We start from the raw sequence: 15,377 nt of genomic DNA, 5'->3' as shown, positions 1-15,377 counted from the left end.
GCCCCTCATATGATCCGCTCCATGGCCTTCTGACGGCGGGCGGCCACGCGCGAACCAGACTCGCGCCGGGCCATGCGGCGCAACACTATCGGCGCGACGACCAGCCCGAGGACGGCCCACACGCCCAACACGCCGACCGTCTCCAGGTGACGCCAGGACGCGCCGATCTCGACGGCGGCCAGCTCGCCGGGGAGCAGTGCCGACCGCGTGCCCAGCCCCAGCCAGTAGATCGGGAAGACCTGGGCGATCCACTGCAACCACACGGGGTAGTTGGTGATCGGGTAGAAGATGCCCGAGATGGCGATCAGACCCATCATCGGCAACATGATGATGCCCATGTTGCGGGCATTGGAGATCAGCGCACCGCAGATGGCGCCGATCGGCATCGTGGCCACCATGCCCAGGAGCACGACCCAGGCCAGGGTGAGCCAGCCCGAAGCGCCGCGCACGGAGAGACCGTCCAGCACGAAGAGACCGGGCACGAGCTGGAGGGTGAGGCTGATCAGGCCCATCCCGGACACGAGCGTGATCTTTCCGATGAGGTAGCCGAGCATCCCGTTGGGAATCGCTTTGGCGCGCAGCAGCGTGCCGTCCTCCCGGTCGATCGTGAGCGCCATCGCCATCGTTACGAGCCCGCTGAAGGCGATGCCCATGCCCAACGCGCTCGGCATGGTGCGCGCGCCGAGCGAGAAGTCGGTGCCCGGCACGGTCGCGTTGCGCATGAAGAAGATGACGACCAGCAGGATGATGGCGGGAAACAGATAATTCCACAGATCCTGCCCATTGGTGAACGTCTGCCGCAGCTCGATCCGCCCCCGGGCCAGCCCCGCCCGCGCCGCGAGCGTCATCCGGCGCACCGCCGGCCGGCTCGACTGCGCGGCGGTGCCGCCGAGCGTTACCGCCCCGCCCCGCTCACTCATCGCGTGACCTCCTCGAACGCGCGCAGAGCGGCGGCGCCGCGACCCGACTCGTACTCCCGGACGAAGGCCATGTAGGTGTCCTCCAGGCTGGCGCGGCGGACCTCGAGATCGGCGATGGCGTCGCCGTGCTCCGCGAAGAGCTGCCGCACGAACGCGGTGGCGTCGCCGGTGGCGTGCACGAAACGCGCACCGTCACGGCTCCAGCGCACCTCGGCGTCGGCGGAGATGCGGCGGGACAGCTGGTCGGGCGAGCCATCCGCGATGATCGTGCCGCCGGCCAGGATCAGGATGCGGTCGGCGAGCTTTTCCGCCTCGTCGAGGTCGTGCGTGGTGAGCAGGATCGTGGTGTCATCGATGTCGGCGAGCCTGTGCACGAGGTCGTGAAACTCGCGGCGGGCCTCCGGGTCGAAGCTGGCCGTCGGCTCATCGAGGAAAAGCAGCTCGGGCCGGCCGACGATGCCGATGGCCACGTCGAGGCGGCGCCGCTGGCCACCGGAGAGCTGGCCGACCCGCTTGGCCGCGTGCGGCGTCAGGCCGACCGCGTCGATCAGATCATCGGCATCCCACGGGCGGATGATCCGGGGCGTGGAGTATGCCGCGTAGTAGCGGCCCAGGTGGGCCAGCAGCTCGCGCACCTGCCACTTGGAGTGGTCACGCCAGGACTGCAACACCACGCCAAGCCGGGCCCGCCACTGCTCATCGCCGCGCCCCGGATCGACGCCCAGCACTCGCACCTCACCAGCCGAACGGATCCGGAAGCCCTCCAGGATCTCGATCGTGGTGGTCTTTCCCGCCCCGTTTGGCCCGAGCAACGCGAGCACCTCGCCACGCTGGGCGGTGAACGAGACGCCCTTGAGCACGTCGTTGTCCCCATAGCGCATGCGGAGGTCACGAACCTCGATCGCGGCGAGGTCGTCGGGCTGCTCCGTCACGACCGCCGGTGCCCGCAACTGCCTCACGACGGCCATATACATCCCCCGTCTCGTCTAAAATCTCCTCCAAACTGTAGTATATGTACTACGGGCGGGTCCAGGCGATAAAGCGCTGGTACAGCTCTGTGGTGGACACTCCCGACAGCTCACCGGCCGCGTGGCCAAGCTGCGTGGCCATGTAGACGGCGAGGTTGACGCGGTGCTCGCCGTACTCCTGACCGAGCTGCCCCCGGGCCTTGTCACATGGCCAGTCCTCGCCGCAGTCGGAGCATGTCCACGACGGCCGGGTCGGCGTATGTTCGCCGGCGGCCATGCTCTCACCCCCATCGTCGGATCGATGTGAGGGAACGTACGGCGGCGCCGGGCCGGGCCGGTGTGGCGCACTGGGCGACCCTGTCGCTCCGGCGGTGCCGAAACGGGGACGCCACGTCCTACCCCGTGGCCGTGACGCCGATCCGCTCGGCGAGCCCGACGAGCCCGGGGAGGCGCTGCTTGCGGCGGCGGGGCAACAGCTCGGCGATGATCGTGTGGACGATCGTCTGGTGCGGCAGCATCTCGGCCGCTAGCACCTCGACCGTGCGCAGCGTGTCGACGGCATCCTGCGAGCGCCAGTCGGTCATCTGCGCCCAGGCGACATTAAGCAGGTAGCGGGCGTGCATCGCGGTGGGCGCCGCCTCCGGATGCTCGACCCGCTCGGCCAGCTTGATCGCCTGCCGGGGCCGGTCGCCGGCGATCGCCACGTCGACCGCCTTCATCGCCGCGACGGTCGGGCCGAAAGCCATCCCGACGTACGTGCTGCGCCGGTCGCCGGCCATCCGCGCGGCGGCGGCCCGGACCAGCCCGAGCATCTCCTGCGCCTCGGACTGCCGGCCGGAGCGGGCGACCGCGGTGGTGCCGTACCGCAGCAGCTCACCCCAGACCGCGACCTGGTCGATCGAGGCGCGGGAGAGAGCCGGCTCCACCTGCTCGGCCGTGGTCACCGCGACGTGCTCCGCCTCGGACCACAGACCTTGGCGGGAGAGGACCCACGATCGGGTCGCCTGCTGGCCGGCGAAGAGCAGCTCGTCGCCGGAGTCTTCGGCCGCCCGCGCCGCCTCGGCCAGCGCCAGGTGGGCCAGGTCTTCGTGCGCCAGGTGGGCCAGCAGCGAGGCGGTGAGCTGGAGCAACTCGGCCAGCGTCGCCGAGGCCGCCGGCCGCTCGCGGGAGGACGCCGTCTCGACCGCGGCCCGCGCGGCGCCGACGAGGTGGGGCAGGTCGCGGGCGAGTTCGGCGTATCGGCCCGCCCAGTACAGCCGCCAAACCTCACGGGCCTGAGTACGCAGCTCGTCGGGCCCGGGCGGCGTGACCTCGGGCCGCCGCACGCCGAGCACGGTGCGCCGGATCGCGCCCACCTCGCCGCTGACCCGCCCCGCCGGCAGCCCGCGCGGCTTGCCGAGCAGGTCAGCGGGGGTGACGTCGAGCGCGTTGGCGAGCGCGGTGAGGCTCGCGATCCGTGTGGCGTGGCGTTGCCCCTGCTCGAGCTTGCGGACGAGGTCGACGGAGACGCCCGCCCGCTCGGCCAGATCGCGCTGTGACATCGCCCGCCGTCGGCGCAGGGCGGACAGTTGAGCGCCAAGCGTCGACCGCATCGCAGCTCCCCGGGGACCGTCTTAGATAGACGGTACGCGCTACGCCTGGCGCCGCGAAGACCCCGAAAGGTGACGGAAGCCTCTTGGATCTTTTCATTCACGTGCCGCTACCCGGGGGTCGTGGACCGCGGAGGGCGAGGCTGCGGGAGCAGCGGCCTGGACCGCGACGGACATCGCGGCAGCCCAGGTCTGTCTCTTGATACAGGTTTTCTAGAGGACGAAGGCGTCGGTCCAAAGCTGGCGGGAGCGGCCGGAAAGCGCGTCGAGCAGCGCCACGGCCTGGCTGTCGGTGAGCGCCGCGACGAAGTCGATCACCGCGCGGCCGCGGGCCTGTATCGCCCGCTCCGGCCCTGGCGCGCTACCCTCCAGCGCATCCAGCTCGGCGTCGGCAAGCTCGACCAGATCGTGCAGGCGGCGTGGCAGGCGGGCCTGCTCGTCCGGGTCGAGCAGCCACGCGTGCAGCGCCTCCACCAGCGTGGTGAGCAGGCTCGCCTGGCCCCGCTGGTGCAGCGCGAGGTCGGGGCGGGCCAGCACGAAGCCCTGGTGGACGAACTTCAGCACCTGCACCTCGTGCCACTGCGCGGGCGCGAGCAGCACGTGCCCGGACCGCACCGGCGGGTCGGGCACCACCGTGATCGCGCCGATCAGGCGGCGGGTCCAGCGGGCGGAGAAGCGGGCCACGTACTGCTCCGCCTCCACCGAGCCGTCAAAGGGCGCCGCCAGCAGGCCGTCGACCAGCTCGTGGCGTACCTGCTCGACCGCCGCCGCGAATGCCTCCTCGTCGCTGATCCACGCGTCCTTGCGGTGCAGGTGGCGGCGCAGGCGCTCCACCGACCGGCCGGGCCGGCGGGAACCGGCGTCCAGCTCGCCGTCAGCCAGCTTCTTCAGCTCGGCCGCCTCGTTCTGCCAGGCGATCAGCTCGGTCGCCACCGAGCCCTGCTGGAGTACGCCGACGCGGTGGAAGTCTTCCACATCGTGGATCGCGTAGGCGATGTCGTCCGCCGTATCCATCACGGACGCCTCGACGGTCTGCTGCCAGTCGGCGATCCGCCCGGCGAACGGCTCCCGGGCGTGCCGCAGGTCGGCCACCTCGGTCGTGTACGCGCCGAACTTCACCGAACCGCTCTCCGGATCGCCGGGCGGCGGGCTGGCCCCGCGCGGTGGTGGGTCGAGGTGGCGCGGGTGCGGATGCGGGTACGAGTGGCGGGTCCACGGGTATTTCAGCATCGCGGCCCGCACGGCGGCGGTCAGGTCGAGCCCGATCGTCGTGGCGCGGCGGATCTCGGTGCTGGTCACGATCCGGTACGACTGCGCGTTGCCCTCGAAGCCGTCCGCCAGGCCGAGCCGCTGGCGGGCGAGCCGGTCGAGCACCTGCTCACCGAGGTGGCCGAAGGGCGGATGCCCCAGGTCGTGCGCGAGCGCGGCCGCCTCCACCACGTCGGGATCGCATCCGCCCAGCTCGTCGAGGAGGCCGCGGTATCGCTCGTTGGCGCCCAGCCGCTCCGCGATCGCGCGCGCCACCTGGGCGACCTTGAGGCTGTGCGTGAGCCGGTTGTGCACCAGCAGCCCCGAGCCGCCCGGACTGATCACCTGGGTCACGCCGCCTAGGCGGCTGAAAAACGGTGAGCTGACGATACGGTCACGATCGACCCGGAACGGGCTCGCCGCGAGGTCGCCGGGTGCGATCGCGGTGCCGCCGAACAGTCGCTGGGCCCGCGGATCCATGATCCGACGTTAGCCCACACGGGCCTGCGGAGGCGCCGGCCGTGCCGTACTCGGATCGGCGGGTCGGTGGAGCGGGCCGGGCGCTCAGAGCAGCACGGCGAGCGCCGCCAGGCCGCCGAGCAGCAGGAACGGGCCGTGGGCGATGTGGTCCTTGCGCCCGGCCCGGCGGAGCAGCAGCAGCCCGGTGGCGTACAGCCCGGCGAGCAGGAAGCCGGCCACCGCCGCCGCCACCGCGATCCCCCAGCCGAACCAGCCGGCCACGAGACCGACCGACAGCGCCGCCTTCGCGTCGCCGAGCCCCATCCCGTTTGGTGAGATGAGCACGAGTACGAGGTAGAAGGCGGCCACCGCGAGCGCGCACGCCACGGCGGAGGCGAGCCGGCCCCACTCGCCGTCGGCCACTGCGGACAGTCCGAAGAGGACGAGGGCGCCACCGGCCGCGGAAAGCGTCAGCCGGTCGGGCAAGCGCCGCACGGCAAAGTCCACATGCGCCAGTACGACCCCGAGGAGCACGACCCACGCGACGGCGAGCAGCGGCAGCGGCTCGCGGATCCGCCACGCGACCAGCGCCAGCGCGGCGGCCGCCACCCCCTCGACCAGCGCCGGGGGCGGTCCGACGCGGGCTCGGCACCGAGGGCAGCGCCCGGTGGGCGGGAGGAACGCGGCGGGCAGCGGCTCGGCACAGTGCGGGCAGGTGTGCCGCCAGGGCTCGCCGGCTGGTACGGCGTGTACAAGAACCTGTGCGCGCAGTAGCGGACCGAGGAGCAGCCCGACGACCGCGGCGACCACGATCCACGCCATCAGACCACGATCCATGGACCACGCAGGGTGAACTGCCGCTCGCGGAAAATGCGATTGGCACATCCGACCCCAAACGACGCCGACTGTCCGAGATGCGCGGGGACATAGGGCCTGATACCGGCATCCCGCCAATCGATCTTCATCTCACCCTTCCCAGAATGCGGCCGCCGACGATCATCACTCCTCGTGATCATTTGAATTACCTCTGTTGCATCGGCGGCAGTCAGCCTATGCTGCCCACTTGGGTGAAAGCACCAGCCGTCCGCCGACCGCGCGGCGACGGTTCTCAATGCACAAATTGCCTGGGGGGCAAGACAGCAAGGACGGCACACGGTCGGTTCGGAGGCGCCGGGCGTGGGCCAAGGGGAGAGGAAACACCGTTGCCCGCAAAGCACCTGGGCCGAGCCTCTACGGTCCTCGTCGCGCTGCTGATCGGCGCCTGTTCTTCATCCGGCGAGGCCACGCCGCCGGCCACCGCACCGGCACCGGCCGCCTCCGCCGGCCCGGATGCGGAAGCAGCCTCCAAGGCCGCACTCGCGGCATACAGCGGCTATCTCGCGGCCTCCCGCGAGGCGTCGGCAGATCCCGATCCCACTCATCCGGCCTTGTCGAAATATCTCGCTGATCCGTTGCTCACTCGGGTCAGAGACACCGTTCGCGACCTCAAGACACACGGTGCCGTCCGCACGGGAAAGATGGTTTCCGATCCGCGAGTGAGCGCCCTCGACCTGACCGCCGATCCGCCAACGGTGTCCATTCAGGACTGTATTGACTCCTCGGGATACAAGATGGTCTACGCCAAAAGCAAAAAGCCCGTGCCCGGTGCCGCCGGGGGGCGATACGTGGCCACCGCCACCGCGACCCTCTATCCCGGCGGCCGCTGGTTGATCAGCGACGGCGCCGTGCACCAGGACCAGCCATGCTGACCCGCCGCCTGCTCGCGCTGGCCGCCGCGTTCGTCGTGCTGGCGGTCCCCTCGGCCGCCGTGGCCGACCCGGTGGGCGAGTGCCCGCCCGGCTCCGACAGCTGCCACGTGATCGGCACCGACCCCGGCGAAGGTGGCGGTAACAACAACGGCGGCGGTAACAACGGCGGCGGTGACGGTGGCGGCGGCGATCGCGTCTGCACCCGGGGCGGCGAGCCGATCGCCTGCTACGACCCGGTCTTCGGCTGGTTCAACCAGTCCGACGAGTGCTATTACAAGCTCGCCGAGCCGCAGCGCCCGCCGCCGCCCAACGGCAACCCCAACGGCGGCTGGTACGTGCCGTCCTGTGCCGCCGGTGTCGGCGAGCCGGATTGGTTCGACGCGCCGCCGGCCGGGTCCGAGCCGCCGCCCGACCCGGAGACGGTCGCCCTCCAGGCCCTCGCCCTGATCACGCTGCGCGAGCCCGACCTCCAGATCAAGCCCGATCCCAGTGGCGCCGGACTTGTCGGACTCCCGGTGTGGCTCTGGGTCGAGAAGGCTGAAGACACTTGGGGGCCGATCGACAGCTACGACATCGAGCGAGGGCTGCGCGTGGACATCACCGCCACAGTCACCAACCTGACCTTCGACCTGGGCGACGGCAGCCCTCCCATCAGCTGCCCGAGCGGCGGCACGCCATACCCGAAGGGGGCGACGGGCCCGTCGCCCGACTGCGGTCACGTCTTCGACAAGTCGAGCCGGCAGCAGCCGGGCCAGAAGTTCACCGTCACCGCGACCACGACGTGGACCGTCGACTGGTACGCCAGCACCGGCGACACCGGCACGATCGAGGCGCCGCAGATCCGGGAGGCCACCGTCGGCGTGCGCATCAACGAGCTCCAGGTGGTGACCGATTGAGCGAGCAAAACATGAGGCGCGGTCCGCTCGCAGCCTCGTCGCCGCGGGCAGTGAAGCGAGGACGGCCATGACCCTGGCAGCCAACCACCGCGTAAGCGGCCCGGTCGAGGCGCCGGTCGAGCCGCCCCGGGTCGTGCGGCAGCGGCGCATGCGCCCCGGCCTGCTCGGCCTCGCCGTGCTGCTGATCGCACTCGGCGGCCTGGGCGCGGCGTTCGCGGTGACCTCGGTGCGCGCGACGGGCACCTACCTCGCGGTCGCCCGGCCGGTCTCGGTCGGCACCGAGCTGACCGCCGACGACGTGCGCTCGGTGCAGGTGGCCGGTGGCGTCGGGCTGGCGCTCGTCTCGGCCGACAAGATCAACGAAGTGATCGGCAAGCGGGCGGCCGTGACGCTGGTGCCCGACACGCTGATCACGATGGAGCAGCTCACCGACAAGCCGCTGCTCGGCCCCGGCCAGCAGCAGGTGGCGATCGGCCTCAAGCCCAACCAGGTGCCGGCCAAGAGCCTCCGTCCAGGCGACAAGGTGCTGCTGGTGAGCACGCCGCCGCAAAACAGCTCCACCACCGGCGAGCCGCGCGCGACGCAGACCACGCGATACGAGGCGACCGTCGTCGACGCCGCCGAGCCCGACGACAAGGGGCCCGACCGCACCACGTTCGTGATCTACCTGGCGCTGGCCAGCCGCGACGCGCCCGCGGTGGTCACGCTGGCCGCGCAAAACCGGCTTGCCGTCATCCTGACCGGGGCTGCCTGACCATGGCGATCGTCGCGCTGGTCTCGCCGAAGGGGTCGCCCGGGGTGACTACGACGGCATTGGCCTGTGCGCTCACCTGGCACCGCCGGCTCGTCCTCGCCGAGTGCGATCCGGCGGGCGGTTCGATAATGGCGGGCTACCTCGGCGGCGCCGTCCCCGGTCCGCGCGGCATCGGCGAGCTGGCCGTCGCCGAGCTGCGCGATGGGCGGCTCGACCACGACTTCTGGTCGCAGCTGATCGACCTCGACGCGCCCCGCCGCGAGCGCCTGCTACTGCCCGGCATCGTCGACCCGGCCCAGATCGGCAGCGTCAGTCCACTGTGGCAGCGGTTCGCCGACTTCTTCCTCGCGTTGGAAAAGGGCGAGCCGGCATTCGACGTCATCGTCGACTGTGGACGCCTCCACGTGCCCAGCCCGGCGTGGCCGATCCTGCGCGCGGCGGCGGTGGTGCTCGTGGTGACCGGCGCGCGCCTGCCCGACCTCTCCAGCGCGCGGGCCACGATCGCCGCGCTCCAGCGCGACTTCCGCGAGCACCGCGTGGCGGCCGGCTCACTGCGCCTGCTGTTGGTCGGCGACGGGCACGCGCAGGGCGAGATCAGCAAGGCGTTGGAGCTGCCGGTCGTCGCGCGGATACCGCACGACCCGCGCACCGCCGAGACTCTCACGCTCGGCGGCACGGTCAAGGCCAACCGCCCGCTGATGCGCGCCGCCAACGCGCTCGAGGTGCCGATCACCGCGATCCTCGACCGCCGCCGCGCCCGGTTGAGCTGGCGGAGCCTGCCGACGGAGGTGCCGGATGCGGTTTGAGCCGGTCACTCACGACCCTCGCTCGCGGCAGCCGGAGGCGACCTCCACCGCCCCACCGGTCCGCCCACCGCAGGTGCACGTCGGCCGCCACCAGGCCGCCAACGGCCACATCGCCATGCCCGCGCTCCCGTCCGCCCCGTCCGCGCCGCCGCCACCTCCACCGCCGCGGCGGCAGGCCGACTTCTCGGTCGTACGGGAGCTGCGCCGCCAGCTCACCGAGCGGCTGACCCAGTGGCAGCGCGGTCGCGACTTCACGCCCGAGGAAGAAGACGTCGAGCGCGTGCGGCTGGCTGTCGCGGTCGTCTCGGAGTACGCCGACATGGTCCGCCGCTCCGGCACGCCGATGCAGGCGGTCGAGGAGCGGATGCTGCTCGACCAGGTCACGGCCGAGCTGGTCGGGCTGGGGCGGCTCCAGACGCTGCTGGTCGACGACACGATCGAAGAGGTGCACATCCTCGGCTGCGACCACGTACGCATCACGCGCCACGGCGGTGGTATCGAGTGGGCCGCCCCGATCGCCGACAGCGACGAGGAGCTGGTGGAGATCCTCCAGGCGGCCGCGCGGCGGGCCGGCGCGACCGAGCGCTCGCTCTCCACGTCCAAGCCCACGCTCGACCTCCAGCTCCCCGACGGCAGCCGGCTCGCCGCGGTCTACCTGGTCAGCCACCGGCCGTACGCGGTGATCCGCAAGCACAACACGCTCGATATCACGCTCGACGACATCGCCGGCGGCCGGGCCGACCTCGACGAGATGATGGACGCGCTGATCCGCGACTTCCTGCGCGCGGCGCTGCGGGCCGGCCTCAACGTCATGGTCGCCGGGCTGGCCGGTGCCGGTAAGACCACCGTGATCCGCGCGCTGATGTCGGAGATCCCGCCCGACGAGCCGTACGTGCTGCTGGAGGAGAGCCGCGAGCTGCTCCCCGCCCGCCGGAGTCAGCGGCACCGGGCGGTGATGAGCTTCGAGTCCCGGGAGGGGCACGGCGAGCGGGGCGCCGACGGGCGACCGGCCGGCGAGGTGACGATCGCCGACCTGATCCCGGTGTCGCTGCGGATGGGCGCGCTGCGGATCATCGTCGGTGAGGTGCGGTCCCGGGAGATCGTGCCGATGCTCCAGGCGATGACCACCAGCCGCGGGTCGATGTGCACGATCCACGCGCGCACGCCCGGCGGGGTCAGCGAGCGCATCATCGAGCTGGCGCTCTCGCACGGCCGGGAGATGACCGTCGAGCAGGCGCGACGGATGGCCGGCAACGCGCTCGACCTGATCGTCTACGTGACCGTCGAAGACGAGACCGCGATCGGCGGCCGCAAGCACCGCTTCGTCTCCCACATCGAGGAGATCATCGGGGTCGGCGACGGCGCGAAGATCGCGACCACCACCGTCTTCGGCCCGGGCGCCGACGGCCGGGCGGTCCCGCTGCACCTGCCCGAGCGCGTGCGCGACCAGCTCATGCGAGTGGGATACGACGCGCGCGTGCTCAGCCGCTACATCGAGGCCCGCACCGGCGCCTGGCGCCGCCCCCGGCACAGCCAGCTCGGGAGGCGGTCGTGACCGGCCCCGCAGACATCGAGCTGATCGCGCTGCTCTCCGGCGCGGCCTGCGTCGCCGGCCTGGTGCTGGCCGTGGTGTCCATTGTGGGCACACGAGCGCCGACCAAGCCGCCGTCGCGCACGAGCCGCCGCCTCCACCGCCTGTGGAACGGCACCGGCCTCAGCGCCGCCGAGCGCCGCCGCCACCGGATACTGCTCGTATCGGCGATCGTGGCCGGCGCGCTCGCCTGGATGATCACCGGACTGCCGATGGTGGGGCTGCTGGTCGGCATCGCCGTGCCCGGCGCGCCCTGGCTCTTCGGCGTCGGGCAGGCGGAGCGGCGGGCGATCACCCGGATCGAGGCGGTCGGCGAGTGGACCCGCCGGCTCCGTGACGTCTCCAGCACCGGCCAAGGGCTCCAGCAGGCGATCATCGCGACCGTCTCCACCGCGCCCGAAGAGATCGGCGACGAGGTAGCCCTGCTCGCCGCCCGGTTACAGGCCGGCTGGCACGCCCGCGACGCGCTGCTCGCGTTTGCCGGGCAGCTCGGTGACCCGATGTGCGATCAGGTGGTCGCCGCGCTGATCCTGCACCTGAGCGACCGGGGCGAGCGCCTCGGCGACGTGCTCTCCTCGATCGCCACCGCCGCCGCGGCCGAGGTCGCGACCCGGCGCGAGGTGGAGGCCAAGCGCACGCAGCCGAGGTTCGCGGTCCGCTTCCTCACCGGCATGACCATGCTGACCCTGGCGTACGGGCTGGTCAATCCGCAGTACATGGAGCCGTACGGCACCGCCACCGGTCAGGTCGTGCTGGTCGTGCTCGGCGGCACGTTCATCGCCCTGCTGGCGTGGACCCGGGCGATGAGCCTGCCGCCCCCGCCGGTGCGCTTCCTGGCGATCCCCGACGAGCGGCGGGAGGCGTGATGGGCAACCCGTACCTCGTGATCGCGATCCTCGGCGGCGCCGCGGTGGGCCTCGGCATCTTCCTAGTCGTACGCGAGGCGCTGCCGGCCACTCCCGCACTCGGCCCGGCGCTCCACCGCCTTCATCCGCCCGCCGCGCTCCGCGAGACCCGCCCGAGCCGGCGGCTGGAGTGGCTGACCGGGCTGTCCCGCTGGACCCGCCCGCCGGCGAAGGAGCTGGCGCTGCTCGGCAAGACGCCCGAGCAGTACACCCTCTCGCTCATCCTGTCCGCGCTCGTCGGCCTGGCCATCCCCGCGCTGCTCTCGCTGGCCGCGCGGACGGCGGGCATGTCACTGCCGTTCGTCATCCCGACGGCCGCGGGGCTGGGGCTGGCCGTGCTCTTCGCGATGGTCGCCCACGCCGACGTGCTCGCCAAGGCGAAGGCGGCGCGGCGCGAGTTCACCCAGGCCATCTGCACCTACCTCGACCTGGTGGCGCTCCAGCTCTCCGCCGCGCACGGCCCGGTGCAGTCGCTCGAACGCGCCGCCGAGGTCTGCGACGGCTGGGTCTTCGAGCGGCTGCGCGAGTCGCTGCGGATCGCCCAGATGCAGATGCAGTCCCCGTGGGACGAGCTGCGCACGCTGGCCGAGAAGATCGGCGTACCCGAGCTCGGCGACGTCGGCGCGATCGTGCAGGCGTCCGGCACCGAGGGCGCCCAGGTGCACGAGACGCTGCGCGTACGTGCCGACTCGCTGCGCGACCAGATCCGCACCGACAACCTGGCCCGTGCCGAGGCGATCACCAGCCGGCTCGACGTGCCCGGTGCGCTGCTGGTCTTCGTGCTCGTCGGCTTCGTCATGTACCCGTTCCTGGCCCGAATCTGAGCCAACCGCCCCAGGGAAAGGAAATCCGATGATCAAGATGCTGCGGGAGCGGATCGCGCTGCTGCGCGATCCGAGAGAGCGTGACCGGGGTGACAGCCCGGTGCCGACCGCCATCATCATCGCCGGCCTGGCGGCAGCGGCCGGCGCCGTGGTGCTCGCCGCGAGTGGCTTGGTCGACTCGTTCATGGGCTCCATCGGCGGCGCTCCGTAGCCCGATGGGTCAGCGCGCGGTCGTTCGCATCCGCCGGGCCATGGTGGCGGTCCGGCGGCGGTTGACCCACGACCGCGTCCGGGATCGGGGGGCGACCCCGGTGGAGCTGGCGATCGCCTTCCCGGCGATCCTCATCCTCACCTTCGCCTCTATCCAGGTAGGCGCATGGTTCCTGGCCCGGGCGGTCGCGCTCAACGCGGCCCAGGTCGCGGTCAGCTCGACCCGCACGCTCAATGGCGTCTCGCCGGAGGCCGGTGAGGGCCAGGCGGGCGAGTTCATCGCCGGCACGGGCGGATGGCTGGTCGGCTGGGACGTCGAGGTGTCCCGCGACGACGAGCAGGTGACAGCCACGGTCACCGGCAACGTCGTGTCGGTGATCCCGGGCATCGGCTGGACCGTGAGCCAGACCGCGCGCGGGCCGGTGGAGCGCTTCGTCGAGGAGGACGCTCCATGATGGACGACCGGGGCTCCGTGTCGGTGGAGATCGCCATCCTCGCGCCGGCGTTCCTCATGCTGATCGTGCTGGCCGCCGTCGCGGGGCGCACGGCCATCGCGCAGAACGCGGTCGATCTGGCCGCGCACGAGGCGGCCCGCACCGCGTCGCTCGCCCGCACCGCCGCGACGGCCGAGGTCGACGGCGAGACGGCGGCCAACGCCACACTCGACGCGCAAGGGCTCGACTGCGGCGACAGCTTGCAGGTGCAGGTCGACACCGGCGGCTTCGGCGCCGAGCTGGGCGAGCCGGCCACCGTCACCGCCACGGTCAGCTGCACCGTCTCCTTCGCCGACCTGGTCATGCCGGGCGTGCCGGGCGCCAAGACGGTGGTGGCGACGTACGTGTCACCGCTCGACCGCTACCGGAGCCGCGGATGAGGCGGCGGCTGGGCGACGACGGGCGGGTCAGCATCTTCCTGGCCATCGCGCTCGCCGGCATGCTGATGGTGATCGGCCTGGCATACGACGGCGCCGGCCAGCTCGGTGCCCTCCAGCGCGCGCACAACCTGGCCGCCGAGGCGGCACGCGCGGGCGGCCAGGCGATCGACCGGGCACAGGCGATCGAGGGCGGTCCCACACAGATCAACGAGGCCGAGGCGGCGGCGGCCGTCGACGCCTACCGGGCGGCCGCCGGCGTGGGCGGGCCGCCCCCCACGTTCTCCACCGGGCCTGATGGCGTGCCGCTGATCCAGGTCGAGGTATCGGTCACCTACGACAACAAGTTTCTCGACGTCTTCGGGTTCTCCGACACGAGCACGGTGACCGGCACGGCGACGGCCGTACTGCTCACCACCCCCGACGAGTAGCGACAAGGAAGGAGGCGGCGCCATGCGTCTACGACAGGTCGTCAAGGGCTTGGGCGCGCTCGCCATCCTCATTGGACTGCTGGTGGGCGCGCCGATCGCGCTGGCCGTGTTCGCCGGCAACCCCCTCCCCGATCACGTGCCCACGCTGGCCGAGGTCGGCGACGCGCTCACCACGCGCGACGACGGGCAGCTCTTCCTGCGCGCGCTCGCGGTGGTGGGCTGGCTGGGCTGGGCCACGTTCGCCCTGTCGGTGCTGGTGGAGATCCCGGCGCGGGCGCTGCGCATCCCCGTGCCGCGGCTGCCCGGCCTGCGGCGCCAGCAGCGCATGGCGGCGGCACTGATCGGCGGCGTCGCACTGATCATCGGGGCGAGCCCGGCGGTCGCCTCCGCCGCGGCTAGCACGCCCCACACCTCGTACGCCGCCGCGCCCTACACGCCCGCCGCCGTCTCCGCACCTGCCGCCGCGGCCTGGGAGCGCGCGGCCGCCGCCACGAGTGACGAGGAGCAGGCTCCGGTGTACCGCGTGGAGCGGGGCGACTACCTGGGGCACATCGCGGACCGCTACCTGGGCGAGTTCGACCGCTATCCGGAGCTGGCCAAGCTCAACAAGATCCGCGACCCCGACGTGATCCGGCCCGGCCAGATGCTGCACCTGCCCGAGGAGGCGGCCGACAGCGGTATCCGCCGCCACGCCACCGGCCTGGTCTCGGTGCCGCCCTCGGCGGAAAATCCCCCACCACCGGTCGAAAGTGGTCCCCCGCCGGCCGACGCCGGGCAGCCGCCGAGCGGTGGCGGTGAGCAGCCGGGCGACACGCCCCGCTCGCCCAGCCCGCGCCCCGGCGATCGCACGGAGGCGAAGGGCAAGCCCTCGCCGGTGCCGTCGAACCCGGTGACCGAGGAGCCGGCCGTGCCGTACGTCCCGCCGCCGCCCACCGTGCAAGACGGCGAAGATGCCGAGCGCCAGCCGGTCGGCGCGGGAGCGGCCGCCGCCCGACCCGGCGGGAAGGAAGGACTCAACCTGCCGCTCGCCGTGACCGCCGTGCTCACCGCCGCCAGCCTGGTCGGCGCGCAGATCGGCGTGCTGCTCGGCCTGCGCGACAAGCGGAGGGAGGCGCGGCAGCGCAGCCGCCGCTCCTGATCCCTCGCGCTAGCGGCAC

18 protein-coding genes are annotated in these 15,377 nt (G+C 72.2%); 12 read left to right on the top strand and 6 right to left on the bottom strand.

What is annotated here, in order from left to right:
- Positions 1–5: 5 nt before the first annotated feature.
- The 6 genes from ACFFIA_RS00810 to ACFFIA_RS00785 form a co-directional block, all read right to left on the bottom strand.
- On the bottom strand, positions 6–848 hold the full coding sequence (locus tag ACFFIA_RS00810; protein ID WP_377243849.1) for an ABC transporter permease: 843 nt from the start codon (positions 846–848) through the stop codon (positions 6–8).
- 68 nt (positions 849–916) lie between these two features.
- Complete coding sequence (locus tag ACFFIA_RS00805) at positions 917–1,888, bottom strand: ABC transporter ATP-binding protein (protein ID WP_446686951.1); 972 nt, start codon at positions 1,886–1,888, stop codon at positions 917–919.
- A 49-nt stretch (positions 1,889–1,937) separates the two neighbouring features.
- Entirely contained in the window at positions 1,938–2,165 is a 228-nt protein-coding gene (locus ACFFIA_RS00800; RefSeq protein WP_377243689.1) for a flavin reductase, read from the bottom strand.
- A 118-nt stretch (positions 2,166–2,283) separates the two neighbouring features.
- Positions 2,284–3,480: a helix-turn-helix domain-containing protein gene (locus tag ACFFIA_RS00795; RefSeq protein ID WP_377243686.1), complete on the bottom strand. Its 1,197-nt coding sequence runs from the start codon at positions 3,478–3,480 to the stop codon at positions 2,284–2,286.
- Between the two features lie 210 nt (positions 3,481–3,690).
- Entirely contained in the window at positions 3,691–5,205 is a 1,515-nt protein-coding gene (locus ACFFIA_RS00790; protein WP_377243683.1) for a deoxyguanosinetriphosphate triphosphohydrolase family protein, read from the bottom strand.
- A gap of 84 nt (positions 5,206–5,289) precedes the next feature.
- Positions 5,290–6,021, bottom strand: a complete 732-nt coding sequence (locus tag ACFFIA_RS00785; RefSeq protein WP_377243680.1) for a prepilin peptidase — start codon at positions 6,019–6,021, stop codon at positions 5,290–5,292.
- Between the two features lie 365 nt (positions 6,022–6,386).
- Here ACFFIA_RS00785 and ACFFIA_RS00780 point away from each other — a divergent pair, with 365 nt between their 5' ends.
- The 12 genes from ACFFIA_RS00780 to ACFFIA_RS00725 all read left to right on the top strand — a co-directional run bounded on the left by ACFFIA_RS00780 (position 6,387) and on the right by ACFFIA_RS00725 (position 15,358).
- On the top strand, positions 6,387–6,932 hold the full coding sequence (locus ACFFIA_RS00780; protein ID WP_377243677.1) for a hypothetical protein: 546 nt from the start codon (positions 6,387–6,389) through the stop codon (positions 6,930–6,932).
- A complete protein-coding gene (locus ACFFIA_RS00775) occupies positions 6,926–7,828 on the top strand; it encodes a hypothetical protein (RefSeq protein ID WP_377243674.1) in 903 nt (300 codons plus the stop codon). The genes ACFFIA_RS00780 and ACFFIA_RS00775 overlap by 7 nt, the downstream gene beginning before the upstream one ends.
- A gap of 67 nt (positions 7,829–7,895) precedes the next feature.
- On the top strand, positions 7,896–8,582 hold the full coding sequence (locus ACFFIA_RS00770) for an SAF domain-containing protein (RefSeq protein WP_377243671.1): 687 nt from the start codon (positions 7,896–7,898) through the stop codon (positions 8,580–8,582).
- Between the two features lie 2 nt (positions 8,583–8,584).
- Positions 8,585–9,388 carry a CpaE/TadZ family protein gene (locus ACFFIA_RS00765; protein ID WP_377243668.1) on the top strand — a complete coding sequence of 268 codons (804 nt, stop codon included), beginning with the start codon at positions 8,585–8,587 and terminating at the stop codon, positions 9,386–9,388.
- Positions 9,378–10,943, top strand: coding sequence for a TadA family conjugal transfer-associated ATPase (locus ACFFIA_RS00760; protein WP_377243665.1), 1,566 nt, complete (start codon positions 9,378–9,380; stop codon positions 10,941–10,943). The genes ACFFIA_RS00765 and ACFFIA_RS00760 overlap by 11 nt, the downstream gene beginning before the upstream one ends.
- Positions 10,901–11,845 carry a type II secretion system F family protein gene (locus ACFFIA_RS00755; RefSeq protein WP_377243843.1) on the top strand — a complete coding sequence of 315 codons (945 nt, stop codon included), beginning with the start codon at positions 10,901–10,903 and terminating at the stop codon, positions 11,843–11,845. The genes ACFFIA_RS00760 and ACFFIA_RS00755 overlap by 43 nt, the downstream gene beginning before the upstream one ends.
- Positions 11,845–12,708: a type II secretion system F family protein gene (locus ACFFIA_RS00750; RefSeq protein WP_377243662.1), complete on the top strand. Its 864-nt coding sequence runs from the start codon at positions 11,845–11,847 to the stop codon at positions 12,706–12,708. Before ACFFIA_RS00755 ends, ACFFIA_RS00750 begins: the two co-directional genes overlap by 1 nt.
- 28 nt (positions 12,709–12,736) lie before the next feature.
- Positions 12,737–12,919, top strand: a complete 183-nt coding sequence (locus tag ACFFIA_RS00745) for a hypothetical protein (RefSeq protein WP_377243660.1) — start codon at positions 12,737–12,739, stop codon at positions 12,917–12,919.
- A 4-nt stretch (positions 12,920–12,923) separates the two neighbouring features.
- Complete coding sequence (locus ACFFIA_RS00740) at positions 12,924–13,373, top strand: TadE/TadG family type IV pilus assembly protein (RefSeq protein ID WP_377243657.1); 450 nt, start codon at positions 12,924–12,926, stop codon at positions 13,371–13,373.
- On the top strand, positions 13,370–13,792 hold the full coding sequence (locus ACFFIA_RS00735; RefSeq protein ID WP_377243654.1) for a TadE/TadG family type IV pilus assembly protein: 423 nt from the start codon (positions 13,370–13,372) through the stop codon (positions 13,790–13,792). Before ACFFIA_RS00740 ends, ACFFIA_RS00735 begins: the two co-directional genes overlap by 4 nt.
- Positions 13,789–14,220: a pilus assembly protein TadG-related protein gene (locus tag ACFFIA_RS00730; RefSeq protein ID WP_377243651.1), complete on the top strand. Its 432-nt coding sequence runs from the start codon at positions 13,789–13,791 to the stop codon at positions 14,218–14,220. The genes ACFFIA_RS00735 and ACFFIA_RS00730 overlap by 4 nt, the downstream gene beginning before the upstream one ends.
- Positions 14,221–14,242: 22 nt before the next feature.
- Positions 14,243–15,358 (top strand): LysM peptidoglycan-binding domain-containing protein, encoded by a 1,116-nt coding sequence (locus ACFFIA_RS00725; RefSeq protein WP_377243648.1) that lies wholly within the window; start codon positions 14,243–14,245, stop codon positions 15,356–15,358.
- Positions 15,359–15,377: the final 19 nt, after the last annotated feature.

Source organism: Phytohabitans kaempferiae (assembly GCF_042433955.1).
Taxonomy (GTDB): domain Bacteria; phylum Actinomycetota; class Actinomycetes; order Mycobacteriales; family Micromonosporaceae; genus Phytohabitans; species Phytohabitans kaempferiae.
The sequence above is the reverse complement of the archived record's forward strand: the minus strand, read 5'-3'. Positions and strand labels throughout refer to the sequence as shown.